This is a genomic window from Pseudomonas sp. FW305-20 (assembly GCF_058788075.1).
This window is the reverse complement of sequence record NZ_JBYTAJ010000017.1, coordinates 1-24,852: the sequence shown is the minus strand read 5'-3', so window position 1 is coordinate 24,852 and position 24,852 is coordinate 1. Positions and strand designations below refer to the sequence as shown.

Genomic DNA, 24,852 nt, shown 5'->3' with positions numbered 1-24,852 from the left:
CACCGTGTTTTGTCAGGCAGTACGCGCCAGCCGATTTACGACTGCTTCGCAGCCGAACGGGGCGGTGCGACGTTTCGACAAGCCCCCTCGCCACAAAAGCCCTCACCGCTCTGCATCAGAACTTGATGAAATGCTTGCGATAGTGCTGCAGCTCGGCGATCGATTCGCGAATGTCGTCCAGGGCCAGGTGAGTGCTGCCCTTTTTGAAGCTGTCGCGCACGTCCGGCGCCCAGCGTGCGGCCAACTCTTTAAGAGTCGATACGTCGAGGTTGCGGTAGTGGAAGAAGCTTTCCAGGGATTTCATGTGCGTATAAAGGAAGCGACGGTCCTGGCAGATGCTGTTGCCACAGATCGGCGATTTGCCCTTCGGCACCCATTTTTCCAGGAAGGCGATGGTTTCGGCTTCGGCTTCGGCCATGCTGATACGGCTGTCGCGAACCCGCTGGGTCAGCCCGGAGCCGCCGTGTTGACGGGTGTTCCACTCATCCATGCCAGCGAGAATTTCGTCGCTGTGGTGGATGGCGATCACCGGACCTTCGGCCAAGGTGTTCAGGTCACTGTCGGTGACGATGGTGGCCATTTCGATGATGACGTCGGTATCAGGGTTCAGACCGGTCATTTCCAGGTCGATCCAGATCAGATTCTGCGGGTTTTGCATGTGTCGGCTCCTAGGCAATGCTGCGCAGTTTAGCCTAGGGCGGCGGCCGGGCGTGCTAAACTCGCGGCCGTTTTACCTAATCGCTGCATTCTTGATACGGAACACCCATGGCCAAACGCCAACTCAATCGTCGTCAAAACTGGCGCATCGAAAAGATTCAGGGCGAACGCGCTGCCCGCGCCGCCAAACGCGAGTCCTCGGCTGTCGAGGCACTTGAAGGTGGCGACCTGGGTCCGGAACAAACCGGCCTGGTGATCGCGCACTTCGGTGTGCAGGTCGAAGTCGAAGCCCTCGATGGCGATCTGGCCGGCCAGGTGTTCCGCTGCCATTTGCGCGCCAACCTGCCTGCGCTGGTGACCGGCGATCAGGTGGTCTGGCGTGCCGGCAACCAGGGTATCGGCGTGATCGTGGCGCAACTGCCGCGTAAAACCGAACTCTGCCGTCCGGACAGCCGTGGCCAGCTCAAGCCTGTCGCCGCCAACGTCGACATGATCGTCATCGTCTTCGCGCCGCTGCCCGAGCCCCATGCCAACCTGATCGACCGTTATCTGGTCGCCGCTGAGCACGCCGGGATTCGTCCGCTGCTGCTGCTCAACAAGTTCGACCTGATCGACGAGCAGAACGCCCCGGCGTTGAATGCCTTGCTGGCGGTTTACCGCACGCTGGGTTACCCGGTACTGGAAGTCTCGGCCCACCACGGCAATGGCATGGAGCAATTGCAGGCACAACTGGACGGGCACATCAGCGTATTCGTCGGCCAATCCGGCGTCGGCAAATCCTCGCTGGTCAACACTCTGCTGCCGGAAGTCGAAGCCCGTGTCGGCCCGCTGTCCGAGCTGTCCGGCCAGGGCACTCACACCACCACGACCGCGCGGCTGTTCCACTTCCCCGGCGGCGGTGAGTTGATCGACTCCCCGGGTATCCGCGAATTCGGCCTGGGCCACGTCAGCCGTGCCGACGTCGAAGCTGGCTTCATCGAGTTCAACGACCTGATCGGCACCTGCCGCTTCCGCGACTGCAAGCACGACCGCGAGCCGGGTTGCGCATTGCTCAAGGCCCTGGAAGAAGGCCGCGTGCAGCAGCAACGGATGAACAGCTATCGCTCGATCATCGCGAGTTTGCCGGAAACCAGCTACTAGACCGGCACAAAACCTGTGGGACCGTGCACACACTGAAAATGAAGTGGCTTCCAAACCAGTGAAAGCCGCAAAAAAAAGCCGACATCACTGTCGGCTTTTTCATGGGTCACTGCTTCGGCGGCTCACCCGGCTTCGGTGCCGGATCCTCGAACAGATTCAACCGCTGCCGAAGCTCATGCGCCGGCAACGGCTCTTTATCCGCCGGCAGCGCATTCGGATCGGCTGGCGTGGCGGGCACTTCGCCCGGGCCGCCCTGCCCTTGTGTCGGCGCTGGCTCTGGAGCCGGTTCCGCACCTTGCGAGCCTTCAATGGCACGCTGGGCTTTCTTGGTCAGCACCACGATGTCGATACGGCGGTTGACCGGGTTGAACGGGTTCTTGCGATCGAACAGGGCTGACGAGGCATAACCGACGACCCGCGCCACCTGAGTGTCCGGATAACTACCTGCGACCAGCGCACGACGTGCTGCGTTGGCGCGGTTGGCCGAGAGTTCCCAGTTACCGAAATCACCCGTGCCCGAATACGGCTTGGCATCGGTGTGGCCGCTGATGCTGATCTTGTTCGGCACCGCTTTGATGGTGTCGGCCATGGCCAGGAGGATGTCTTCGAAGTACGGCTTCAAACGCGCCGAGCCTGAGTCGAACATCGGCCGGTTTTCGGCGTCCACGATCTGGATGCGCAAACCATCCGATGTAATTTCGAACAGGATCTGGTCTTTGAATTTCTTCAGTTGCGGGTTTTCTTCGACTTTGTTCTGCAGTTCTTGCAGCAACAGCTCGAGACGTTCCTTCTCGACCTGTTCGGCCATGCCCTCAACCTGCTCGGCGTCGATGGTGACTTTGTCCGGTTGCGGCTGGGATTTCACCTCGGGGTTGAGGGTGCTCTCCGGCGCCAGGGTCGGTGTGCCGCCCAGGTCGATGATGTACGGCGTGCCGCTTTCGGAAAAGCCGACCGGGTCCTTGAAGTAACCGGCGATGGCGATCTTCTGTTCAGGCGTTGCGGTGGACAGCAGCCACAGCACCAGGAAGAACGCCATCATCGCCGTTGCAAAGTCAGCGAAGGCGATTTTCCAGGCGCCCCCGTGATGCCCGCCGGCGATGCGCTTGACGCGCTTGATGATTATCGGCTGGTTATTTTCCATGATCTAAGTGCTCTGTCTCACAAATACTGTTCCTTTTTGGCGGTGCCTGTTGTCGCCATACGGCGTTGCCGCTCCTCGCCATAGCGGGCTATGACTCGTCGCGGCGCCTTGTCTGGCAACAACAGTCACTCGCCAAAAAAGGAACGTATTTACGAAACAGAGCACTAGCGACCGCGAACCGCTTGTTCCAGCTCAGCGAAGCTAGGACGGTGCGCCGGGTACAGAACCTTGCGACCGAACTCCACCGCCAGCGATGGCGGCATACCGGAAGCCGAAGCGACCAGCGAGGCCTTGATGGCTTCGTAGACGTTGAGTTCTTCCTTGGCATCGTGCGCCAGGGAATGAGCCAGCGGACCGAAGAAACCGTACGCCGCGAGAATACCGAAGAAGGTACCGACGAGGGCCGCACCGACGTGCAGGCCGATGGATTTCTGATCGCCCTCACCCAGCGAAGCCATGGTCACCACGATACCGAGTACCGCCGCGACGATACCGAAACCGGGCATGGCGTCGGCAATACCGTTCACCGCGTGGGACGGATGCTCGAGGTCTTCCTTGAGGCTGTAAAGCTCCATGTCGAACAGGCCTTCAAGCTCATGGGGCGCCATGTTGCCGGAGGACATGATGCGCAGGTAATCGCAGATGAATGCGGTCATGCGTTCGTCTTTGAGCACGGCCGGATACTTGGCGAAGATCGGGCTCGCAGCAGCGTCTTCGATGTCGCCTTCGATGGCCATCATGCCTTCGCGGCGGCTCTTGTTGAGGATCTCGTAGATCAGGCCCAGCACTTCCAGATAGAACGTGTGGCTGAAACGCGAAGTGAACATGCCCAGGGATTTCTTGAGCACGTGCATGGTCATGTAACTGGGGTTGGCCTGGAGGAATGCGCCGAGGGCCGCACCACCAATAATCAACACCTCGAAGGGCTGAATCAGGGCGGCAATTTTGCCGTGGGAGAGCACGTATCCGCCGAGCACGCTCGCGAATACGACGATGATGCCGATTATTTTAGCCATAGGTAGGAGAGCACTTACTGAGTCGGGTTCAAGGTCATATTCGGAAGTTAAAAAATCTCTTCTTCTACTTATCGGCAAAACTGCGCCAGACTATAGCCAGTTCAGGCGAAAAGCCAATTTGGCCCGCTCCGGGCATAGGTAATGCAGACGGTGATCGCGTCCAGACATGGCTAACGAAACGAACGTTCCAATTCCAAAACCGACCACTCTCGAAGGCTGGGTCAAGCTTCTCGATGGCGTGCGCCTGCCGGTTCCGCAAGCCAGTCATGACCGTGTCTGCAAGGCCATCGCCAACAGTCGCAGCTCTCTGCGCGATATCGCCGAACTGATACAGGACAGCCCGGCGCTGGCCTTGAGCGTGATTCGCGAAGCCAATCGCCACACCCATGGCAGCATGACCGAACCTGCGGAAAACCTTGAGGTGGCGATCAATCGCCTCGGTTTGAAACGCACCGAAGAACTGCTCGCCCGGTTGCCTGCCCTGCCGCAATCGGAGATCCCGATTGCCCTGCGTCAGCTGCAGCTGATCAGCCAGCACGCGACCCAACAGGCCAACGGTTTTTTCGCCAGTCGCCTGGCGCGACTGTGGCAGGACATCCACTGGGGCAGCCTGCTGTTTCTCTCGCCGCTGTGGCCGATGGCATTGACTCATCCGCAGTTGCTCGAAGAGTGGGAACTGCGGGTCATGCACAAAGGCGAGTCGGCGCACAACGTTGAAAAGCAATTGTTCGGCACGCGTCTGCTGGAAATCTGCCTGGCGCTCGTGGACATCTGGCGCCTGCCGATCTGGGTGCAGCAGGGTTATCGGCTGCTGCTCAACGAGCAGCGTGAGCTGGTGAAAGTGCTGCGCATCGCGCGCGACAGCGATCATCCATTGCGCCAGCAGAACCGCCTCGATGACGACCCGACGCTGCGTCGCTGGCTCAATCAGCCGGCCAATACGGTGCTGCTGGCCAACGGTCTGGCGCTGTCGGCGCAGCAGTCCTGGAACAGTCCACACAGTGAGCGCTGGCAGTTCCTGACCAGCCTTTACCTGCAAATGCCGATGGACGAAGTGCAGCAGCAGTTGCACCAACAGGCCGCCAACAGCGCCCGCCATCACGCCATGCCAGACCTTTGGCACCCCGCCGTTTCGCTGATCTGGCCGTGGGGCATGAACCGCGTGCACGCAGGCTTGCTGCCGGCCCCGGCGCCGACCGCCGAAGACCTGGCGAAATGGCGCAGACAATGCGCCGAGCTGCTGGTCGAGCCCAGCCGCTTCACCAATGCCATGCACTTGACCACGTCTGCCCGGGACGCTTTGGTCGCGTGCGGCATGCGTCGGGTGATGATCCTGATGGCCGACCGCACCCACGCCAATCTGCGAGTGCACCAGACGGCCGGGCTGCCAAAGGAAGCGGCCGGCCTGAATTTTGTCGTCAGCCAAAGCACCGTGCTGCAACGCCTGCTCTCGCAACAAGCCCAGGTGCGCCTGACGCCGACCAACAACGCACAATTCTCGGCCATGCTGCCGGCCAGCCTGCGCTCGCAGTTCGGCGGCGAACACCTGCTGCTACGCTCACTGGTCAATAACGGCCGGGTGATCATGATTGTGGTGGCGGATCAGGGCGGCGGACCGTTCTCTGAAATCACCGTACAAGCCTTCGGCAAAACCGCGCAGTGCATCGAAAAGGCACTGCACAGCTTTAGTCACCGCTAGCAACGAAAGCAGCATCGGCCTGTAGCAGCTGTCGAGCCCCGGCGAGGCTGCGTTCGGCTGCGAAGCAGTCGTAAAATCAGGGATTGCGGTATATCCGGCAGATCGCATTCGCCAGGTTCACGACTGCTTCGCAGCCTCGCCGGGGCTCGACAGCTGCTACAAGCCCCGTTGTTTCCCCTGCCGAAATAACTGATAACAGGCCCTCATGACGCTGCTATACAATCCTCCCCTTTGTGCTCTGGAGACCTCACATGTCTGACTTCTCTGGCTTGCCGCTGGTGATCGAGCCGAGCGACTTGCTCCCGCGTCTCGACGCCCGCGAACTGATTCTGGTAGACCTGACCAGCAGCGCCCGCTATGCCGAAGGGCATATCCCCGGTGCGCGTTTTGTCGATCCGAAACGCACGCAACTCGGTCACGCGCCTGCGCCGGGACTGATGCCGCCGCAAGCGGCGCTCGAAGCGTTGTTCGGTGAGCTGGGACACAACCCTGATGCGGTCTACGTCGTCTATGACGACGAAGGCGGCGGTTGGGCCGGGCGCTTTATCTGGCTGCTGGATGTCATCGGCCACAGCAAGTACCACTATGTCGACGGCGGCCTGAAGGCCTGGCTGGCAGAAGGCTTGCCCATGTCGATCCAGATCCCGGCGCCGGTCGGCGGCCCGGTTGCGTTGACCCTGCACGACGAACCCACTGCCACCCGCGAATACCTGCAAAGCCGTCTCGGTGCCGCCGACCTGGCGATCTGGGATGCACGCGGGCCGCTGGAATACTCCGGTGAGAAAGTCCTGGCAGCCAAGGGCGGGCACATTCCCGGCGCGGTCAATTTCGAATGGACCGCGGGCATGGATCAGGCGCGCAACCTGCGCATCCGCACCGACATGCCGCAGATCCTGGAAAAACTCGGGATCAGCAAAGACAAAGAAGTCATTACCCACTGCCAGACTCACCATCGTTCTGGCTTCACCTATCTGGTGGCCAAATCCCTCGGTTATCCGCGGGTCAAAGGCTACGCCGGTTCCTGGGGCGAATGGGGCAACCATCCCGATACGCCCGTAGAGCTTTAAGGTTTTTAAGGACAGTTAATGAATAAGCGTTTGTTTATCCTCAGCCAATACCTGCTGCCCCATCACTTGCTGTCGCGCCTGGCCGGCTGCATTGCCGAATGCCGCGTGCGCTGGTTCAAGAACGCCTTCACCGCCTGGTTCGCCAAGCGTTATCAGGTGGACATGTCCCAGGCGCTGGTCGAAGACCTGACTGCCTACGAACACTTCAACGCATTCTTCACCCGCGCCTTGAAGGACGGCGCTCGCCCGCTGGACGAGACGCCTGGCGCGATCCTCAGCCCGGCCGACGGTGCGGTCAGCCAACTCGGCCCGATCGAACACGGTCGCGTGTTCCAGGCCAAGGGCCACAGCTTCAGCGTGCTGGAATTGCTGGGCGGCGACGCTGCCAACGCAGCGCCGTTCATGGGCGGCGATTTCGCGACTATTTATCTGTCGCCGAAGGACTACCACCGCGTGCACATGCCGTTGGCCGGCACCTTGCGCGAGATGGTCTACATCCCGGGCCGGATCTTCTCGGTCAACCAGACCACCGCCGAAAACGTTCCGGAACTGTTCGCCCGTAACGAGCGTGTGGCGTGCATTTTCGACACCGAGCGCGGGCCGATGGCCGTGGTGCTGGTGGGCGCAATGATCGTTGCGTCGATCGAAACCGTCTGGGCCGGGCTGGTCACGCCGCCGAAACGCGAGCTGAAAACCTTCCGCTACGACGAAGCTGCCCGTGCGCCGATCCATTTGGAGAAAGGTGCAGAACTGGGTCGCTTCAAACTGGGTTCGACCGCTGTCGTGCTGTTCGGGCCTGATCAAGTGAAGTGGGCTGAAGAGCTGGCGGCCGGTTCGCCGGTGCAGATGGGCCAGGGCATGGGCCTGGCAAAAGCCTGATCCCTGATCCGACCCCGCGAACGTCTTCGCGGGGTCGGACATTTCGGTGGTGCCGTTACTCTATCTGTCCACGGAAGCCGATCGGCCCTTCGTTGGCGTAGGTATTGGTGCCACTGAGGTTTTTCCCTCCATCACTGGAGGTCACGCTCAACGCCACAACGTTCTGATTATCACGGCCGCCGATGACCCATTTGCCACCCGGATGCCATGGAGCGTCGTTGCCGCCCCACTGATTTTCAACGTTGTACTGGTTCTGGCCCGTGCGCTGAGCCTTGAAGCCAATGGGACCTTCACCCGCATACGTCATGGTGCCGGTGAAACTCTTGCCGCCATCGCCCGATTTGATCTCGATCGCGACAACGTTCTGGTTGTCCCGCGCGCCTAGCGTCCAGTCTCCGCCCGGATGCCAGGGTGCCGAACTACCGCCCCATTGATTTGCCACTACGTATCTAGACATAAACTTCATCTCCTTGAAGTTACAAGAGACCTGCCCTGCGTAGGCAGCAGGCCGTACGACTGTGCGTATCCAGTCGCACGACTGTCAGATTAGTAGTACGCCCGGATGACACTCGACTGACAGACAAACGGTAAAAATCCATAGCTGCTACAGTCAGATCATTCACTGCCCATTTACCGGTTGGAGTTTTTTCACGGCATGAATGAGACCAGCCCCCATCTTCTGCTACGCGCGCCCGTTCCGCTGCAGGTGCGCCTGTCGTTCTGTGAAGCCACCCCGCGCGATCTCAAGCGCTGGATCGCCAATCTGCCCAAAGCCAACATCGGTGAAACCGCTCGTCAGCTATATAAAGGCTTGAGCGAACTCAATCAGCTGTTCACACCCAGCGACAATCGCCTGCAATTGCTCGAACTGCTGCGGCCTGAGGTGTATTACGTCTGCAAACACCTTGAGCAGCATTTCCTGCATCAATCGATTGTCCTCGACGAGCGTTCCCGCAAGATCGCCAACCTCTGCCAGGCGCTGCAAAGTCACTTGGCCATTGGCTATAAACAGATCGTGGTGCGCATTACACCGAAGTTCAGCAAGGACCGTGCGCCGCTGCTGACCCAGGCGCTGCAACGGGCGATCCATTGCCTGAACGGGCCGCTGATTCGCGCGACCAAACTCTATTGCCCGGTGCCGGAAGGCTTGTGGCTGGAGTTGCATCAGCTCTACCGGATCGCCTGCGCGCACCGGCTCCAGCACACGAGCCTGCGCGATGAGCTGGCCAGCCAGACGCAAACCCTGAGTATCGAACAGACGTACGTGGTCGCCTTGCTGCTGGGCGCCTCACGCTGCAACCAACTGCGCCAGCATCAGATAGCCCGGGTGGCCGAGGTGCTGGAGCCCTGGAGCCGATGGATCAAGCTGCAACCGGGCATGCCGGCCACCGGGTTGTTTGCCGTCGCGCAAGACCTCGACACCGGGCCGCGTTACCGCACCAAGTTCCGCGCAGAACAGCAGGAGAGTTTGCTGGGGATCGATCCGCAGCCGTTGGTCGCGGCAATTGAAGCTCATCTGCAAAAAAATGACAGTTCATCGCCACTGCCCGTGCCGGCGGGATTAAGCCTGGACACGTTGCAACACCTTCATGCCGCCTGGGGCCAGACGGCCGAGCGCGGTTTCCAGCGTACCGTGGGCCATGGCACGCTGACCCTGTGCCTGGGCATGAGCGCGCTGCATTTTTATCTGGGTGGGCAACGCTCATTCAGCGACATCCTGAAAAACCCCGGCGCCCGGCCTGCACAGTTTTCGGTGACGCCTGTGTCCGGCCGGGAAAAGGACCAATGGCACCATGCCTTCGACGCTGCACCCCAAGGCAATGCAGACGCTTTATTGCCCTACGAAGAGATCGAATATCCACAACTTCAGAATGACGACAGTCGCGAAGCGTCCGACCGCAATCAGCACTTCCCGACCCATGTCCTGTCAGTGGTCAATCACAGCCCCGGCGGTTACTGCCTGGCCTGGCCTGGCGCAGTGCCGGCCGAGTTGCAGGCCGGTGAGATGGTCGGTATCGAGGATGCTGCCGGTCAGGGTTGGAGCATCGCGGTGGTGCGCTGGATCCGCCAGGTGCGCGGCGGTGGCACGCAGATGGGTATCGAGCAGGTTGCCCCCTGCGCCGAGCCTTGCGGCCTGCAACTGGTGCGTACCCACGATGACCACAGCCAATACCTGCGCGGCCTGTTGCTGCCGCAAATCAGCGCCATCGACGTGCCGGCCACTTTGCTCGCGCCGCGCCTGCCCTTTCAGGAGGGCAACAAAGTCATGATCAATACCCACGGCGAGGAACGTCGAGTCGGGCTGGAACGGCGGCTGGCGAGCACCAACAGTTTCAATCAGTTCGCCTACCGTCCACTGGAGGTAGCCAGAAACGACAACGCCGCGGTGAGCGGCGCTGAGGAGGATTTTGATTCGCTGTGGAAAACACTTTGAGGAAGTAGCCGATCCCTGTCAGTCAATACGAGACTTAAAGCTGCCCGTCGCGATCCCGGAAACCCAGCAGATACAGCACGCCATCCAGCCCAAGGGTGGAAATCGCCTGCTTCGCCGACTGCTTGACCAGCGGCTTGGCACGGAACGCCACGCCCAATCCGGCAATCGCCAGCATTGGCAAATCGTTGGCGCCGTCGCCGACCGCAATGGTCTGCTCCAGACGCAAACCTTCCTTGTGCGCCAGTTCCTTCAGCAGATCCGCCTTGCGTTGCGCATCAACAATCGGCTCGACCGCCACGCCAGTCACTTTGCCGTCCACGACTTCCAGTTCATTGGCGAACACGTAGTCGATGCCCAGCTTGGCCTGCAATTGCTTGGCGAAATAGGTAAAGCCGCCCGACAGGATGGCGGTCTTGTAGCCCAGACGCTTGAGTTCGGCGAACAGTGTTTCGGCACCTTCGGTCAACCGCAGGGAGGCGCCGATGGAATCCAGCACGCTGACGTCCAACCCTTTCAACAAGGCCAGGCGCTCCTTGAAGCTGGCGCGGAAGTCCAATTCGCCGGCCATCGCCCGCTCGGTGATCGCAGACACCTGATCACCGACGCCGGCAGCCTTGGCCAGTTCGTCGATGACTTCGGCTTCGATCAGCGTCGAGTCCATGTCGAACACCGCCAGGCGACGGTTACGACGGAACAGTGAATCTTCCTGGAAGGCGATGTCGACGTTCAGTTCCTGCGCGACGCTGAGGAATTCGGCCCGCAGCGCTTGCGGATCAGCCGCTTCACCACGAACGGAAAACTCGATGCAGCCCTTGCCCTGATCGGCCGGGGTGTCCAGCGGCATGCGCCCGGACAGACGATCGATGTGGTCGATGTTCAGGCCATATTTAGCAGTGATCGAACTCACGGCCTGCAATTGTCCGGCGGTCACTTTGCGGGTCAGCAGGGTCACGATGTGGCGTTTCTTGCCTTGATTGCCAACCCACTGCTGGTAATCCTCTTCGGACACCGGTGTGAAGCGCACCTGCTGATCGAGCTTATACGCCGTGAACAGGATGTCCTTGAGCACCGACTTGCCTTGCTCGGTGTCAGGAATTTCAACCAGGATGCCGAACGACAGGGTGTCGTGGATCACCGCCTGACCAATGTCGAGAATGTTCACACCACCCTGGGCCAGAACGCCGGTAATGGCCGCAGTCAGACCCGGACGGTCGACTCCCGTGATGTTTATCAGGACGATTTCGCGCAAGGCGCACCCCCGCAAGTGGAAAAAAACCGCATTCTACCTACATTCAGTGACCATCGGGCACCGTGAGCGCTTTGACGGTCTAGGGCCTGTCGCTATACTGCGCGTCAACTTCACGGACAAAAGAGCCGAGCTCAAGTGAACCGGCCCACGCCAGTAAAAACCGATAACTTCTTTCTGCTGATCTTCCGTGCACTGCGCCACCGCCGTGTACCGATTGCATTGCGCATCGCCAGCCATAACGTGATCCTGGTCGCTCTGGCCCTGGTGATCTATGCCTGCGTGATGGGTTTGCAGTTCAAGCAGGCCATGCACGAGCAGGCGGATGCGCTGGGCGAAAGCCTGACCACCCAGACGGCCACCTCCGCCACGGAGCTGTTGGTGTCCAACGACATCCTCAGCCTCAACGTGCTGCTCAACAACCTGACCAAAAACAAGCTGGTGGCTCACGCTGCCATCTACAGCGTGGATAACCGCATCCTCGCCGAAGCCGGTCAGCGCCCCAAGCACAGCCTGCTGGGCGAAGCCGAAGGCATGTACCAGAGCAAGATCACCTTCCAGGACGTGACCGCCGGGCAACTGCGCATCAGCCTGGACATGGATCAGTTCCAGCAGCCGATGACCATCAGCCTGCAAAGCATGGGCATTTTGAGCGCGATTCTGCTGGCGCTGTCCCTGGCCTTGAGCCTGCGCCTGGGTCGGCACATCTCCACGCCGTTGCTGCAATTGCGAGTGTGGCTGCGCCATATCGACGAACACACCCCGGCCACCGAGCGTCAGGATGAGATCGGCGATCTGGCCCGCCAGCTGCACGCCGACTTCGCGCCAGAGCCCGCCGAGCCGGAACCCGCTCCCGAGCCTGAATACAACGAAAGCGACTACGAAGACGCGGACGATAACGAGCCAACCTTCGAAGTGCGCAATTTGCGTGACCCGAGTTTCGATGAAACCAAGCCTGTGGCCGGCCTCAAACCTGCACCACGGCGCATTGTCAGCACCGTTGAAGACGATGATGACGACGATGCCTTTGCCGACTTGCGTGATGAATCAGCGGCGACCGCGCCGAAACCGCTAGTCAAACCGCAACTGTCGAACGTGCCGCAGCACAGCGCAGTGCTGGCCGTGCAACTGGGCGCCCAGGATCAACTGCGTCGCCTGCCCCGCACACGCCTGGAAGAACTGCTCAAACGCTATCGCGACTGCCTCGATCAGGCCGCCTCGCTCTACCAGAGCGAACTGCACACCCTGAACGATGGCAGCACGCTGATGCTGTTCCACACCGAAGACAGCGGCGACGACTACCTGACCAACGCCATCTGTTGCGGTGAGCTGTTGCGGGCTCTGGGCCATCAATTGCAGATCGAAGTCGCCGACAGCGGCATCACCCTGCAATTGCAATTGGGCCTGACCCTGGGTGACGAGCTGTTCGGCCTGAGCCAGATCGATCTGCTGCTGACCGAATCCGCCCAGGATGCGTTGGCCCTGTCGCAACACAGCCGCAACCTGTTGCTGGTGGAGCGCAAGATCGGTGACGACGCGCTGATCCGCCAGCGCGCACGAATCCGACCGATCGCCAGCCCGGAAGGCGCTTGTTGCGTAGAGCGGCTGATGGAGCCTTATCCGTCGATGCTCGAGCGGCAACTGGCGCGGATGCACGAACGCCGGGCGTAACTAGCCCCGTTATGAAAAAGCCCGCAGACGAGTGATTGTCTGCGGGCTTTTTTGTTGCCTGTCCTGGCCTCAGCAGCAAAGGAGATCCCCAACCCGCAGAAACAACAAAGCCCGCACATGGCGGGCTTTGTTCCTGGATCAATCCAGGCTTAGAACCTGAACACTTCCATATCGGTCCTGATCGGCGAAGCCATCGGGATCTTCGGTTGTTTGTCTTGCCCGGCTGCCGGTGCCGCAGGCTTTGCAGGAGCTTTACGTGGCGCCTCGGCGATCGGTGGCTGATTCGCCAGCGGCTTGAGCGCTGTCGACAGTTGCTCGGCCAGACGCTGCAACAACACACCCTGGGCCTGAACCTGAGCCGCCGTCCCACCCGCATGTTGCTCTTGCAGATGAATGATGCGGTTATCACGAACCTGGCCACGACGGTCGATCAGACGCCATTGCGCATCAAGGATCGCCGGTTGCGACTCACCCGAGTCCAGGCGAGTAATCGTCAGGAGAACCTGCACATCCGGCGTGAAGCCCACTGTCGCTGGCGCCAGCACCACGCGCTGGCTGTCCAGATGACCGGCGACCTGACGCAGCAGCAGCTGGTCAATATCCGACGACAGGCTACCCGCCCAACGACCATCCGTCGAAGCTTGCAAGCTGCCATCCGGCTGTCGCTGCAACAATGTTTCGCGTTGCAGGTAATCGGCAACCGTTACCGGACCCAACAATACCGCCATGCCCGCGCTTTGCGCAGGTTGAGCCGGACTTCCGCTGTCCAGCTGATACAGCGACACCGGTTGGTGAACGCTGCAACCCGCCAGGCCAAGAACGCCGGCGAGCATCAAAATAAAAGGAAGGCGCAGAGCAGTCATCGTCCCATCCAGGTGGTTGCCACAAGGCTAACCACAGTGAAAATACTCAAAAAATGTGAAGAACGCTCGGCCACGCCGGCGCTTGAAAGGCCATATCATCCGTGAATATGCGTTCCGACTCCAGCGGCAAAGCGTCGATCTACGCGTTAAATCGTAGATCGAGCGCTCTAGGACGCTTAATTGAGGTTTTCGACGAGCAGTGCATCTACCCTCTGAAAGCCACGTGGCAGTTTGTTACCACGACGTCCACGCTCACCTTTGTAGTGTTCGAGGTCGTCTGCTTTTAGTGACAAGGTACGTTTTCCGGCCTGCAACACCAATGTGGCGCCATCCGGCAGTACGGCGATGTCCGTGACATATTCTTCGCGGCTGGCCACACGCTCGCCGGAAATCCCGATGATCTTGTTGCCTTTGCCCTTACCTAATTGTGGCAGGTCGCTGATTTTGAAAATCAGCAGGCGACCTTCGGTAGTCACCGAAGCCAGCCAGTTCTGTTCACGATCAGCCACCGGACGCGGCAGAATCACCTTCGCGTTGTTCGGCAGACTCAACAGAGCCTTACCCGCCTTATTCTTGGCTTGCAGGTCTTCACCTTTTACCACGAAACCGTAACCGGCATCGGACGCAATCACGTACAGCGAGTCGTCTTCCGGCATCAGCACGCATTCAAAGCTCGCCCCCGGTGGCGGCGTCAGACGACCGGTCAGCGGTTCACCCTGGCCTCGGGCCGATGGCAGCGTGTGCGCGGCCACCGAATAGCTGCGACCGGTGGAGTCGATAAACACCGCAAACTGGTTGGAGCGCCCGGGCGCCAGAGCCTTGAAACCGTCCCCGGCCTTGTAGGAAAGCCCGGTGGCGTCGATTTCGTGACCCTTGGCGGACCGAACCCAGCCTTTTTCCGACAGGACGACGGTCACTTTCTCGTTTGGCAGCAGATCGTGCTCGGTCAGGGCCTTGGCTTCGGCGCGTTCGACGATTGGCGACCGGCGGTCGTCGCCGTACGTTTCGGCGTCCTTGATCAGTTCGGTGCGCACCAGTTTTTTCAGTTTGGCTTCGCTGCCCAGCAGGGCTTGCAGCTTGGCTTGTTCCTTGAGCAGTTCATCCTGCTCGGCACGCAGCTTCATTTCTTCCAGTCGCGCCAATTGACGCAAACGGGTGTCGAGAATGTAGTCGGCCTGGATTTCGCTCAGGGCGAAACGCTCGATCAGCGCGGCTTTCGGGTGCTCCTCGGTGCGGATGATGTGAATCACTTCATCCAGGTTGAGGTAGGCGATCAACAAACCGTCCAACAGGTGCAGGCGACGCTCGACCTTGTCCAGGCGGAATTGCAGGCGACGACGCACAGTCTGCACCCGGAATTCCAGCCACTCGACCAACAGCGCGCGCAGGTTTTTCAGTTGCGGCTTACCGTCCAGACCAATGATGTTGATGTTGACCCGGTAGCTCGACTCCAGCTCGGTGCTGGCGAACAGGTGGGTCATCAATGCATCGTGGTCAAAGTTTTTGCGTGCGCCGGGAATAATCACGATCCGGCACGGGTTTTCGTGGTCGGACTCGTCTCGCAGGTCGGCGATCTGCGGGGCTTTCGACGGTTTGGCCTGCATCATGGCCGCGATCTGTTCCAGCACCTTGGCGCCAGACACCTGATGCGGCAGCGCGGTGACGATGATGTCGCCGTCTTCGACGTGGTAAACAGCGCGCATGCGCACCGAGCCCTTGCCGGTTTCGTATATTTTCAGCAGGTCGGCGCGAGGCGTGATGATTTCCGCTTCGGTCGGGTAATCCGGGCCCTGGATGTGTTCGCAGAGTTGCTCGACCGTGGCTTTGGGCTCATCGAGCAAACGCACGCAAGCCGTGGCGACTTCGCGCAGGTTGTGCGGCGGTACGTCGGTGGCCATGCCAACGGCAATGCCGGTGGTGCCGTTGAGCAGGATGTTGGGCAAACGCGCCGGCAACACCAGCGGCTCTTCCAGCGTACCGTCGAAGTTCGGCCCCCAGTCCGCAGTGCCCTGGCCCAGTTCGCTGAGCAGCACTTCGGAATAACGCGACAGCCGCGCTTCGGTGTAACGCATGGCGGCGAAGGATTTGGGATCATCCGGCGCACCCCAGTTACCCTGGCCGTCGACCAGCGTGTAGCGGTAGCTGAACGGCTGGGCCATCAGGACCATGGCTTCGTAGCAGGCCGAGTCGCCGTGCGGGTGGAACTTGCCGAGCACGTCACCGACGGTACGCGCCGATTTCTTGTGCTTGGAATCGGCGTCCAGCCCCAACTCGCTCATCGCGTAGATGATGCGCCGCTGTACCGGTTTCAGGCCGTCGCCGATATGCGGCAAGGCACGGTCCATGATCACGTACATGGAGTAGTTGAGGTAGGCATTTTCGGTGAAGTCAGCCAGTGACCGGCGTTCTACACCGTCCAGGCTGAGATCAAGGGAGTCGCTCATGCGGGCCTCATCGGTTCGTTGTCTGGCGCAGCAGCATGGTGCCACCGCGCTGGGTAAATTCAAGTTTGTTCAGCGCGCTCATTCCGAGCAGCACTTGCTTGCCATCCAGGCCCGGCACGACGAGGGCGCGCACATCACGCAGCACAATGTCGCCCAGTTGCAGGCGGTCGATGCGGGTTCGGTAACCCTGGGCTCGACCGTTGGCTGTGCTCAGGGTCACCCCGAAGCCTTTTTCCAGCTTCAGCCGTTCGGCCAATTCCGCCGGGATCGACACGTCGGTCGCCCCGGTATCGAGCATGAAATCCACCGGTTGGCCGTTGATCTGGCCGCTGGCGACGAAGTGACCCTGGTTGTTACTGGCCAGTTTCACCTCGATAAAACCTTCGCCCTGCTCCGAGCTGACCACAATATTAGGATTCTGCTGACGCGCTTCCCACTGGCCGAAAAATCGAGTGGCCAGAAACAGCGCCGCGCACCAGGCCAGCACCATTAACACACGACCGACGCGTTTGCCTGGCGGCTGCTGACTCATGACTTGGCACTCCAGCCACCTTCAGGCGCGGCAAAGCGCCAGACGATCGGACGTTCCTCGCCATCGGCTCGGGCATCGTTGTTGTTGTCAGTGCCAATCCACGCGCCCTCGGCGTCAACAATCAACGCTTCGGTCAGGCCGTAGGGATTTGAATAGCGGCGCTGCACCTGCAAGGCTTCATCAGCAAAGGACCAGCAGCGCTCGACCTTGGCCGTCACCGAATCACGGCGGCAGATCTGGTAGGCGTTGCGCTCAAGGGTAAACAGCTTGCCGTTGAACAGCGACAGGTCGGCGAAGTCTCGGGTCACCGCTTTGGCTCGGGGAAACGGCGCCGGCTGCATTTCTTTCCCGGCTTCACTCAGCAACACACAGCCACCATCGCAATCCCAGACCGTCTGTTTGCGCTTGATCAGCAACAAGCCACGGCTTTGACGCTCAGAGGCGAGCCACAATTGATCACCCGCCGGATTGATCGCCAGACCCTCGAACAACGCATTGAAGTGCAACAGCATGCCGCTGGCCCGGGCTTCGCGAATCAGCATCGGCGAGATTTTCAGCCAGGACGATGGCCCAACGGGTGGCACTTGCAGAATCGCGGCATGGGATTCGCTGACGAGGTAGCGATTACCGGCGCTGTCGCAGGTGATGCCTTCAAAGTCCAGATCCCCACCACGGACAAACGACGCCACCCAGGTTCGTGAACGCAAGCCCCAGGGCAAACCGCTGTCTGGCACCGGTGGTACGCCGATGGCCACGGTTTCGGCCTGCCATACCTTGTCGCGGGTATCGAGCCGGTAAATCTGGTCGTCGTCGCGATCCGATACCGTCCACAGGTCATTACCGCACTGGGCCAACCCTGACAGGTTGCCGCCGCGCATACCTTCAACGGGATGCTCGGACAACAGGCGCAGTTCCGGCACCGGCTCGGCAACCGCCGAAATCGAGGTCAGAAGCAACGCACACGCCAGGGCAAAGCCAACCCGCATCAGCCAAGAACCTCGGCCAGGTTGCCTTTGGATTCCAGCCAGGATTTGCGGTCACCGGCGCGTTTCTTCGCCAGCAGCATGTCCATCATTTCAGAGGTTGCGTCGAAATCTTCCAGCGTCAACTGCACCAGACGCCGAGTGTTCGGGTCCATGGTGGTTTCGCGCAGCTGCGGCGGGTTCATTTCACCCAGGCCTTTGAATCGTGTGACCTGCGGCTTGCCGCGTTTCTTCTCGGCCACCAGGCGATCGAGGATGCCATCGCGCTCGGCTTCGTCCAGGGCGTAGTAAATCTCTTTGCCCAGGTCGATTCGGTACAACGGCGGCATCGCGACGTAGACGTGACCGGCATCCACCAACGGGCGGAAATGCTGGACGAACAACGCGCACAGCAACGTGGCGATGTGCAGACCGTCGGAGTCGGCGTCGGCGAGGATGCAGATCTTGCCGTAACGCAGCTGGGCGATATCCGCCGAACCCGGATCGACACCAATGGCCACGGCGATGTTGTGCACTTCCTGGCTGGCCAGCACTTCGCTGCCGTCGACTTCCCAGGTGTTCAGAATCTTGCCGCGCAACGGCAGGATCGCTTGAAATTCTTTGTCTCGCGCTTGCTTGGCCGAACCGCCGGCGGAATCACCTTCCACCAGGAACAGCTCGGAACGCATCGGGTCCTGCCCGGCGCAGTCGGCGAGTTTGCCCGGCAGTGCCGGCCCCGCCGTGATGCGCTTGCGCTCGACCTTCTTGCTGGCCTTCAGACGTCGGCCGGCGTTGTTGATCGCCAGCTCTGCCAGCAACATGCCGGTTTCCGGGTTGGCGTTGAGCCACAGGCTGAACGCGTCCTTGACCACACCGGAAACGAATGCAGCCGCTTCACGGGACGACAGACGCTCTTTGGTCTGGCCGGAGAATTGCGGCTCTTGCATCTTCATCGACAGCACGAAAGCAATGCGCTCCCAGACGTCTTCCGGCGCCAGCTTCACGCCGCGTGGCAGCAGGCTGCGGAATTCGCAGAACTCGCGCATCGCATCAAGCAAGCCCTGACGCAGACCGTTGACGTGGGTACCGCCCTGCGCCGTCGGGATCAGGTTGACGTAGCTTTCCTGAACGCTGTCGCCACCTTCGGGCAACCACAACAGCGCCCAATCGACCGCTTCTTTGTTACCGGCCAGGCTGCCGCAGAACGGCTCGTCCGGCAGGCGCTCGAATTCGTTGACCGCGTCCACCAGGTAGGAGCGCAGGCCGTCTTCGTAATGCCACTCAACTTTCTCGCCGGTGGCCTTGTCTTCAAAACTGACCAGCAGCCCCGGGCACAGAACGGCCTTGGCCTTGAGTACGTGCTTGAGGCGGCTGATGGAGAATTTCGGCGAATCGAAGTACTTCGGGTCCGGGGCGAAGAACACGCTGGTACCGGTGTTGCGCTTGCCGACGGTACCGATGATTTCCAGCTCGGTTTTCTTGTAACCGTCGGCGAAAGTCATCTGGTATTCGTTGCCGTCACGCTTTACGCGCACCCGGACTTCGTTCGACAAGGCGTTGACCACGGAAATACCCACCCCGTGCAGACCGCCGGAGAACTGGTAGTTCTTGTTGGAAAACTTGCCGCCCGCATGGAGCTTGGTGAGGATCAGCTCGACGCCCGACACGCCTTCTTCGGCGTGGATATCCACCGGCATGCCGCGGCCGTCATCGCTGACTTCCAGGGAGTGATCGGCGTGCAGGATGACCTGCACCGAGGTCGCGTGCCCGGCCAAGGCTTCGTCGACGCTGTTGTCGATGACTTCCTGGGCGAGGTGGTTGGGCCGACTGGTGTCGGTGTACATGCCGGGGCGTTTGCGCACCGGGTCGAGGCCCGAGAGGACTTCGATGGCGTCTGCGTTATAAGAGCTAGCGCTGGGAGTGGCCATGGGGTCTCGTCGTCCGCCTGTAAAAAGAGTGTTCGTTGAAAATAGGAGCGACGGTTCACAAAGCAGTGAAATCAATCGCCTGATACAAATCTGCGCCGATGCCGGCAAAACTCAGCATTGCCGGCAATTGCTCGGCAAAACCCCGGAAGCTATGGTCGCCGCCGGCCTGGATGCGCAAGGCACAGGCCCGGTAATACTGCTGGGCGAGGCGGTAGTCCAGCGTTTCATCGCCGGTCTGCAACCATACCTGATACCGCTGCGGGTCCTGGGGCGCCGGCACTTCCAGCTCGGCCAAGGCCGTCACGTGGTCGTGGGTCAATTCCCAGGCCTCATCGGTATACAGGTTTTTCTGCGTCCCCAGATACCCGTCGAACATCCGGTGCGGGCTGACGGCAGGGTTGATCAACAGGGCCTTGAGGCCATGGCGCTCGGCCAAGTGAGTCGCATAGTAGCCGCCGAGTGAGCTGCCGACCAGCAGTGGCCGTCCAAGCTCCTCAATCGCCTTGTTTAGCTGACCGATGGCCTCACGCGGATGGTGATGCAAGGCCGGGACGCGCAACTGTTCGCTCAAGCCCAGACGTTCCATTACTTGAACCAACTGCGTGGCCTTTTTAGACGAAGGCGCGCTGTTGAAACCGTGGATATAAAGGATCGAACCAGACATTTGAGCTCCCTGTGCGTCGGGTAAAGAAGGCGGAGTTTACAGGGAGTCGGGGGGATCGGGGATATCCGTGGGAACCAGGTTGTCTTGGCGGACGCCATCGCGAGCAGGCTCGCTCCCACAGGGATATGCATTCCAATGTGGGAGCGAGCCTGCTCGCGATGGCCGCGCCGCGGTCTTTCTGAGAGTTCAGTAACCGTTGGAACCGTAATCGACCTCAAAGTCGAAACCGGTAACGCGTTCCACGCCCGTTTCGAGCTGACCATCCGGCAAAAGCCGCAACCACCGATACCCTGGCGCCTGGTCACTGACCTTGAAATCATCACTGCCCGGTTCGAACTGAATACAGGTCGAAGGCGAGGCAATCAGCCGCACGCCATTGCGAACCTGATCGATCTCTTGATGCACATGCCCCCATAAAACAGCGCGCACCTGCGCAAACCGATCCAGCACGGCAAACAATGCGTCTGGATTGCGCAATCCGATCGGCTCCATCCACGCACACCCGATCGACACCGGATGATGATGCAAGCACACCAGATGATGCCGTTCTGGCGCCTCGCTCAACGAGCGGACCAGCAACTGTAACTGCTCATCCTGCAAATACCCCGGCACCGAACCCGGTACGGCCGAATCGAGCAATGTGACGCGCCAGTTACCGACATCCACCACCGGCTCCAGCAACGCACTCTGCACGGCGGCCTGCGCCATGATCTGCGGCTCATCGTGATTGCCGGGAATCCAGCGCGCCGGCGCATCGAGTTGCCGCGTCAGGTCACGAAACTGCTGATAGGACTCCAGCGTCCCGTCCTGAGAAAGATCGCCACTGGCAATGATCAGGTCGATCTGCGGCTGCTGACGCCGCACCAGCTCGATGACTTTTTGCAGGCTGTCCCGGGTATTCATGCCCAGCAACGTTTCGTCCGTTTCGGCAAACAGATGACTGTCGGACAGTTGCACCAGCAACGCCGGATCGGCGGTGGTCAAAGTGGATACGCTCGGCAAGGCGTTCTCCCAGGGCTGAATCACGGGATGGATGAGTGCCGCAATTATGCTGGGGGATGATCAAAAGGGGAAACCTGTGAACCTGACGCAGTTCACATCTACCGCTACCGCACCACCGCGTACTCGTGTCCGCAGGCCAGGCAATGGCTCAGCCACTCGCCCAGGAACATATTCAGCTGGGCCTTTTCGTCCGGCTGATGCATTGAGGCATTCGGGTAAGGATAGATGCCGCGAAAGCGTCGTGCATGTTCGGCGCTGACCACTTCGGCCATGCACGCGTCGTGATAGACCTGAACTTCCAGTTGCGGCACCGGCAGCCACGGCAGGCTGTGTTCCTGGCGTACTTGCAGGGTTGTGGTGTACGGGCAGACTTGAAGGACTTCGAGGGCCAGTACGCCGAGCATCTGCTCGCCGTGGGTCACGGCTATGCGCCGCGCCTCCGGTTCGTTGCGCATGTCGGGCAGCAATCGCATCAGGCGCGCGTAGTTGGCCTCGCAGGAGGCTTGCAGCCCCACCAGGTCGACCCTATAGCGATCGCGCAACTTGTTTACGACCATAACCCCCTCACTTCAACGCGGTTCAAAGCTAACCATTGCAAGGCAATGATGCTGGCCGCGTTGGCAATTCGTCCGTCGCGTACGGCTTGCAAGGCATCTTCGAACGCCCAGACCGTGACGCGGATATCTTCTGCTTCTTCCTCCAGCCCATGCAGGCCACCGACCCCTACACTGTCACAGCGCCCTAGGTACAAGTGCACAAATTCATTGCTGCCGCCCGGCGATGGAAAATATTTGGTCATCGGCCAAAGCGCCCCGAACACAAGCCCAGCTTCCTCCTGCGCTTCGCGGTGAGCAACTTCTTCCGGCACCTCATCCTTGTCGATCAGACCGGCGACCAGTTCGATCAGCCATGGATTGTCGGTTTTGCTCATGGCGCCGACGCGAAACTGCTCGATCAACACCACTTCATCGCGCTGCGGATCGTACGGCAGCACGCACACCGCATCGTGGCGAACGAACACTTCACGATTGATCTCGCGACTCATGCCCCCGGCGAACAATTCGTGGCGCAAGTGCACACGATCGAGCTTGTAGAAACCCTCGTAGCACTTTTCGCGCCGAACGATATCAACGGCGGTCGGAACGGCGTTGGCAAAATCAGTCATGACTATCCTCGTTTACTGCAAATCCGTTATGAGGCTCCTTTTTGTTACTTGCAACCTCGACTTCGCGCCATCCTAACGCGCCCGCGATGTTTGATGCAGCCCCTTTCCAGTCAGCGGGATAGACGGTGAGAGCAAAACCAACTCTAATCAGCTTAGTGGCGAACTGACTGCTTCGTTGAGAGTCGAAGCGGATAACTTTTTGCCTTTCCCAGTTTCATGAAGGACGCCCATGTCGCTTTTTAAAATCGCCTCCGTGGCTGCAATCGCCCTGACTTTGGGCGCCTGCCAGAGTTTGTTCCAACCCAACTACCGGGCGCCGCTGGAAACTACCCGCGATGCATCCGAACAGCTGAAACCGGGTTGCACAACCGCTGACTGCCCGCTGGTTAACATCGATACGCTGCGCTTCCCTGCCGAACCTGCGCTTGACGGCATCGTCGAAAAACGCCTGCTGCAACTGACTCGCACCTCGCCCGACGCCCCGGTGGCGCCGACGCTGGCCGCGTATCGCGAGCAGTTTTTGAGCAGTGCCGGCCCGCGTAACAGCAGTTACTTGCAAGCCAAGGTACGTGAGCAGCATGACGGCTTGGTGATCGTCGAATTTTCCAGCTACCTGGACACTGGCGGTGCCCATGGCACGCCGGGCCGCAGTTTCATCAACTATTCACGCCAGCAGCATAAAGTGCTGACGCTGTCGGACATGTTGGTCCCGGGGCAGGAAGAAGCGTTCTGGAAAGCGGCGCAAGTAGCGCACAACAGCTGGCTGATCAGCACCAAGCTTGATCAGGAGCCAGAGTTCGTGAAGAGCTGGCCCTTCGTCAAAACCCAAAACATTGCGCTGACGTACGGCGGGGTGATCCTCAAGTACGAAGTGAGCACCATCGCGCCATACGCGCTGGGCCACGTCGAACTGAAGATCCCCTACCCGCGCCTGAACGGTATTCTCAAGCCCGAGCTGTTTCCCGGCCGTAGCTGAAGGCTCGACCGAGCAGCAGTTGCAGCAGCCCTGCCAGGATCAGCGACGGCAGGGTTGCGCCGATGTCAGGATACAGATTGGCCAGCAAATGATAGGTACTCACCCCGCCCAACCAGGCGAGCAACGCCGGCCAGCGCAATGCGGCTGACGCCACGCGAGCACTGCGCTTGCGCAGGATGAAGTGATCCACCAGCACCACGCCGAACAGCGGCGCAAACACCGAACCGATCAACAGCAGGAAGTTCTGATACTGGGCCAACGGCGCCAGGCAGGCGATCAGTGTGCAGATCACGCCAATTGCCAGCGCCAGATGCTCAACTTTCAAGCGCAGCAGTATTCCGCTGGAAACGGCCGCCGAGTGAATGTCGGCGAAGGCGTTTTCCGACTCGTCCAACAGGATCAGCAGCAGCGGAATCCCCAAGCCGGCACCTGCCAATGCCAACAGCAAGGCATTCACTTCTCCGCTCGGCGCGAACGCCAGGGTGTAGGCCACGCCCAGGCTCATCAACCAGAAGTTACCGATAAAGAAGCCGATCGCTGTACCGCCGAACACGTTTTTTGCACGCTTGCCGAAACGTGAGTAGTCGGCAATCAGCGGCAACCACGACAGCGGCATGGCGATGGCAATGTCGAAGCCCACGGCGAACGGCATCGAACCATCACCGGCCTGCGCCCACAGCGCCGCCAGATCAGCTTTGGCGAACAGGTTCCAGGTCAGCCAGATGCACGCGGCCAGCAGCAACCAGATGCCCCACTTGCGCAGGATCTGACGGACGAATGTCAGCGGACCACTGACGGCCAGCAAGGTCGCCAAACCACCAAAAAACACAGTCCACAGCAGTGGATTGGACAGCAGGCTGCCTTCGCTGAACGCCCGCGCACCGAGCAGGCTGGCGGCGTCGCGCATGACGATGATTTCGAACGAGCCCCAACCGATCAGTTGCAGCAGGTTCAGCACGGCCGGCAGGCTCGCGCCTTTTGCACCGAGGCTGAGTTTGAGAGCGGCCATCGACGACAGACCGGTGTCGCTACCGATCACGCCGACCGCGGCCAGCAGCAAAACACCGACCAGCGTTCCGAGAAAAATTGCCAGCAACGAGCCGGACAGGCCCAGACCTGGCGCGAGCAGAGCGCCGGTCTGCAACACCATCAGACCGATGCCGAGGGAAAACCACAGGGAAAACAGATCGCGGCCGCCGAAGACACGTTTGTCTTGGGGCACCGCGATATCAGGGGAATACGTGCTGGGTTGAATGCTCAAGGGTGTTATCTCAGAGGGGCATTTGTTGTGATCGTTCCCACGCTCCGCGTGGGAATGCCTCTAGGGACGCTCCGCGTCCAGTGACGCGGAGCGTCACGGGCTGCA

At 60.4% G+C, this 24,852-nt stretch carries 22 protein-coding genes; 7 read left to right on the top strand and 15 right to left on the bottom strand.

All coding sequences use genetic code 11. The annotated features are described in order from the left end of the window. Positions 1–115: 115 nt before the first annotated feature. On the bottom strand, positions 116–658 hold the full coding sequence (gene orn / locus AC3WP4_RS16255; RefSeq protein ID WP_008035288.1) for an oligoribonuclease: 543 nt from the start codon (positions 656–658) through the stop codon (positions 116–118). 107 nt (positions 659–765) lie between these two features. Between orn and rsgA the strand changes: the two genes are divergently transcribed. Continuing rightward, entirely contained in the window at positions 766–1,797 is a 1,032-nt protein-coding gene (gene rsgA / locus AC3WP4_RS16250; protein WP_074873186.1) for a small ribosomal subunit biogenesis GTPase RsgA, read from the top strand. Positions 1,798–1,903: 106 nt separating this feature from the next. Here the strand turns inward: rsgA and motB are convergent, their stop codons facing one another. Together motB and motA are read right to left on the bottom strand one after the other, a co-directional pair. Next, positions 1,904–2,938 carry a flagellar motor protein MotB gene (gene motB / locus AC3WP4_RS16245; protein WP_074873183.1) on the bottom strand — a complete coding sequence of 345 codons (1,035 nt, stop codon included), beginning with the start codon at positions 2,936–2,938 and terminating at the stop codon, positions 1,904–1,906. A 164-nt stretch (positions 2,939–3,102) separates the two neighbouring features. Further along, entirely contained in the window at positions 3,103–3,954 is an 852-nt protein-coding gene (gene motA / locus AC3WP4_RS16240; RefSeq protein WP_074873180.1) for a flagellar motor stator protein MotA, read from the bottom strand. A 166-nt stretch (positions 3,955–4,120) separates the two neighbouring features. Between motA and AC3WP4_RS16235 the strand changes: the two genes are divergently transcribed. The 3 genes from AC3WP4_RS16235 to asd all read left to right on the top strand — a co-directional run bounded on the left by AC3WP4_RS16235 (position 4,121) and on the right by asd (position 7,599). Further along, positions 4,121–5,653 carry an HDOD domain-containing protein gene (locus tag AC3WP4_RS16235; RefSeq protein WP_102615329.1) on the top strand — a complete coding sequence of 511 codons (1,533 nt, stop codon included), beginning with the start codon at positions 4,121–4,123 and terminating at the stop codon, positions 5,651–5,653. 251 nt (positions 5,654–5,904) lie between these two features. Next, positions 5,905–6,720: a rhodanese-like domain-containing protein gene (locus tag AC3WP4_RS16230; protein ID WP_074873175.1), complete on the top strand. Its 816-nt coding sequence runs from the start codon at positions 5,905–5,907 to the stop codon at positions 6,718–6,720. An 18-nt stretch (positions 6,721–6,738) separates the two neighbouring features. Then, on the top strand, positions 6,739–7,599 hold the full coding sequence (asd, locus tag AC3WP4_RS16225; RefSeq protein WP_046045706.1) for an archaetidylserine decarboxylase: 861 nt from the start codon (positions 6,739–6,741) through the stop codon (positions 7,597–7,599). Between the two features lie 55 nt (positions 7,600–7,654). Here the strand turns inward: asd and AC3WP4_RS16220 are convergent, their stop codons facing one another. Then, positions 7,655–8,056, bottom strand: a complete 402-nt coding sequence (locus AC3WP4_RS16220) for a lectin OAA family protein (protein ID WP_042932429.1) — start codon at positions 8,054–8,056, stop codon at positions 7,655–7,657. Positions 8,057–8,254: 198 nt separating this feature from the next. On the opposite strand from AC3WP4_RS16220, the gene AC3WP4_RS16215 reads away from it, so the two are divergent. Continuing rightward, positions 8,255–10,033 carry a cyclic-di-GMP receptor FimW-related protein gene (locus AC3WP4_RS16215; protein ID WP_102615330.1) on the top strand — a complete coding sequence of 593 codons (1,779 nt, stop codon included), beginning with the start codon at positions 8,255–8,257 and terminating at the stop codon, positions 10,031–10,033. Between the two features lie 34 nt (positions 10,034–10,067). Here the strand turns inward: AC3WP4_RS16215 and serB are convergent, their stop codons facing one another. Then, complete coding sequence (gene serB / locus AC3WP4_RS16210; protein ID WP_008153333.1) at positions 10,068–11,282, bottom strand: phosphoserine phosphatase SerB; 1,215 nt, start codon at positions 11,280–11,282, stop codon at positions 10,068–10,070. Between the two features lie 135 nt (positions 11,283–11,417). Between serB and AC3WP4_RS16205 the strand changes: the two genes are divergently transcribed. Beyond that, the gene (locus AC3WP4_RS16205; protein ID WP_102615331.1) at positions 11,418–12,950 is read left to right on the top strand and encodes an AhpA/YtjB family protein; all 1,533 of its coding nucleotides are present in this window, start codon (positions 11,418–11,420) and stop codon (positions 12,948–12,950) included. 149 nt (positions 12,951–13,099) lie between these two features. On the opposite strand, the gene AC3WP4_RS16200 is transcribed toward AC3WP4_RS16205, so the two are convergent. The 9 genes from AC3WP4_RS16200 to AC3WP4_RS16160 form a co-directional block, all read right to left on the bottom strand. After that, positions 13,100–13,813: a PqiC family protein gene (locus tag AC3WP4_RS16200; protein ID WP_076028869.1), complete on the bottom strand. Its 714-nt coding sequence runs from the start codon at positions 13,811–13,813 to the stop codon at positions 13,100–13,102. A 176-nt stretch (positions 13,814–13,989) separates the two neighbouring features. Beyond that, the gene (gene parC, locus AC3WP4_RS16195) at positions 13,990–16,257 is read right to left on the bottom strand and encodes a DNA topoisomerase IV subunit A (protein WP_102615332.1); all 2,268 of its coding nucleotides are present in this window, start codon (positions 16,255–16,257) and stop codon (positions 13,990–13,992) included. Between the two features lie 7 nt (positions 16,258–16,264). Further along, positions 16,265–16,789, bottom strand: a complete 525-nt coding sequence (locus AC3WP4_RS16190; RefSeq protein WP_076028870.1) for a retropepsin-like aspartic protease family protein — start codon at positions 16,787–16,789, stop codon at positions 16,265–16,267. Continuing rightward, positions 16,786–17,775, bottom strand: coding sequence for an esterase-like activity of phytase family protein (locus tag AC3WP4_RS16185; protein WP_074873158.1), 990 nt, complete (start codon positions 17,773–17,775; stop codon positions 16,786–16,788). The genes AC3WP4_RS16190 and AC3WP4_RS16185 overlap by 4 nt, the downstream gene beginning before the upstream one ends. Further along, a complete protein-coding gene (parE, locus tag AC3WP4_RS16180; protein ID WP_074873155.1) occupies positions 17,775–19,679 on the bottom strand; it encodes a DNA topoisomerase IV subunit B in 1,905 nt (634 codons plus the stop codon). The genes AC3WP4_RS16185 and parE overlap by 1 nt, the downstream gene beginning before the upstream one ends. A gap of 55 nt (positions 19,680–19,734) precedes the next feature. Further along, complete coding sequence (locus tag AC3WP4_RS16175; protein ID WP_102615333.1) at positions 19,735–20,343, bottom strand: YqiA/YcfP family alpha/beta fold hydrolase; 609 nt, start codon at positions 20,341–20,343, stop codon at positions 19,735–19,737. A 186-nt stretch (positions 20,344–20,529) separates the two neighbouring features. Beyond that, positions 20,530–21,345: a 3',5'-cyclic-AMP phosphodiesterase gene (cpdA, locus tag AC3WP4_RS16170; RefSeq protein ID WP_102615334.1), complete on the bottom strand. Its 816-nt coding sequence runs from the start codon at positions 21,343–21,345 to the stop codon at positions 20,530–20,532. A 104-nt stretch (positions 21,346–21,449) separates the two neighbouring features. Then, complete coding sequence (locus AC3WP4_RS16165; protein ID WP_074873145.1) at positions 21,450–21,902, bottom strand: DUF1249 domain-containing protein; 453 nt, start codon at positions 21,900–21,902, stop codon at positions 21,450–21,452. Further along, positions 21,893–22,510 carry an NUDIX domain-containing protein gene (locus tag AC3WP4_RS16160; protein WP_074873142.1) on the bottom strand — a complete coding sequence of 206 codons (618 nt, stop codon included), beginning with the start codon at positions 22,508–22,510 and terminating at the stop codon, positions 21,893–21,895. The genes AC3WP4_RS16165 and AC3WP4_RS16160 overlap by 10 nt, the downstream gene beginning before the upstream one ends. 229 nt (positions 22,511–22,739) lie before the next feature. Here AC3WP4_RS16160 and AC3WP4_RS16155 point away from each other — a divergent pair, with 229 nt between their 5' ends. Then, complete coding sequence (locus AC3WP4_RS16155) at positions 22,740–23,486, top strand: RsiV family protein (protein WP_102615335.1); 747 nt, start codon at positions 22,740–22,742, stop codon at positions 23,484–23,486. Here AC3WP4_RS16155 and cytX read toward each other — a convergent pair. After that, the gene (gene cytX, locus AC3WP4_RS16150) at positions 23,455–24,747 is read right to left on the bottom strand and encodes a putative hydroxymethylpyrimidine transporter CytX (RefSeq protein WP_074873136.1); all 1,293 of its coding nucleotides are present in this window, start codon (positions 24,745–24,747) and stop codon (positions 23,455–23,457) included. The two genes, AC3WP4_RS16155 and cytX, sit on opposite strands and share 32 nt — an antisense overlap. Between the last annotated feature and the right edge of the window lie 105 nt (positions 24,748–24,852).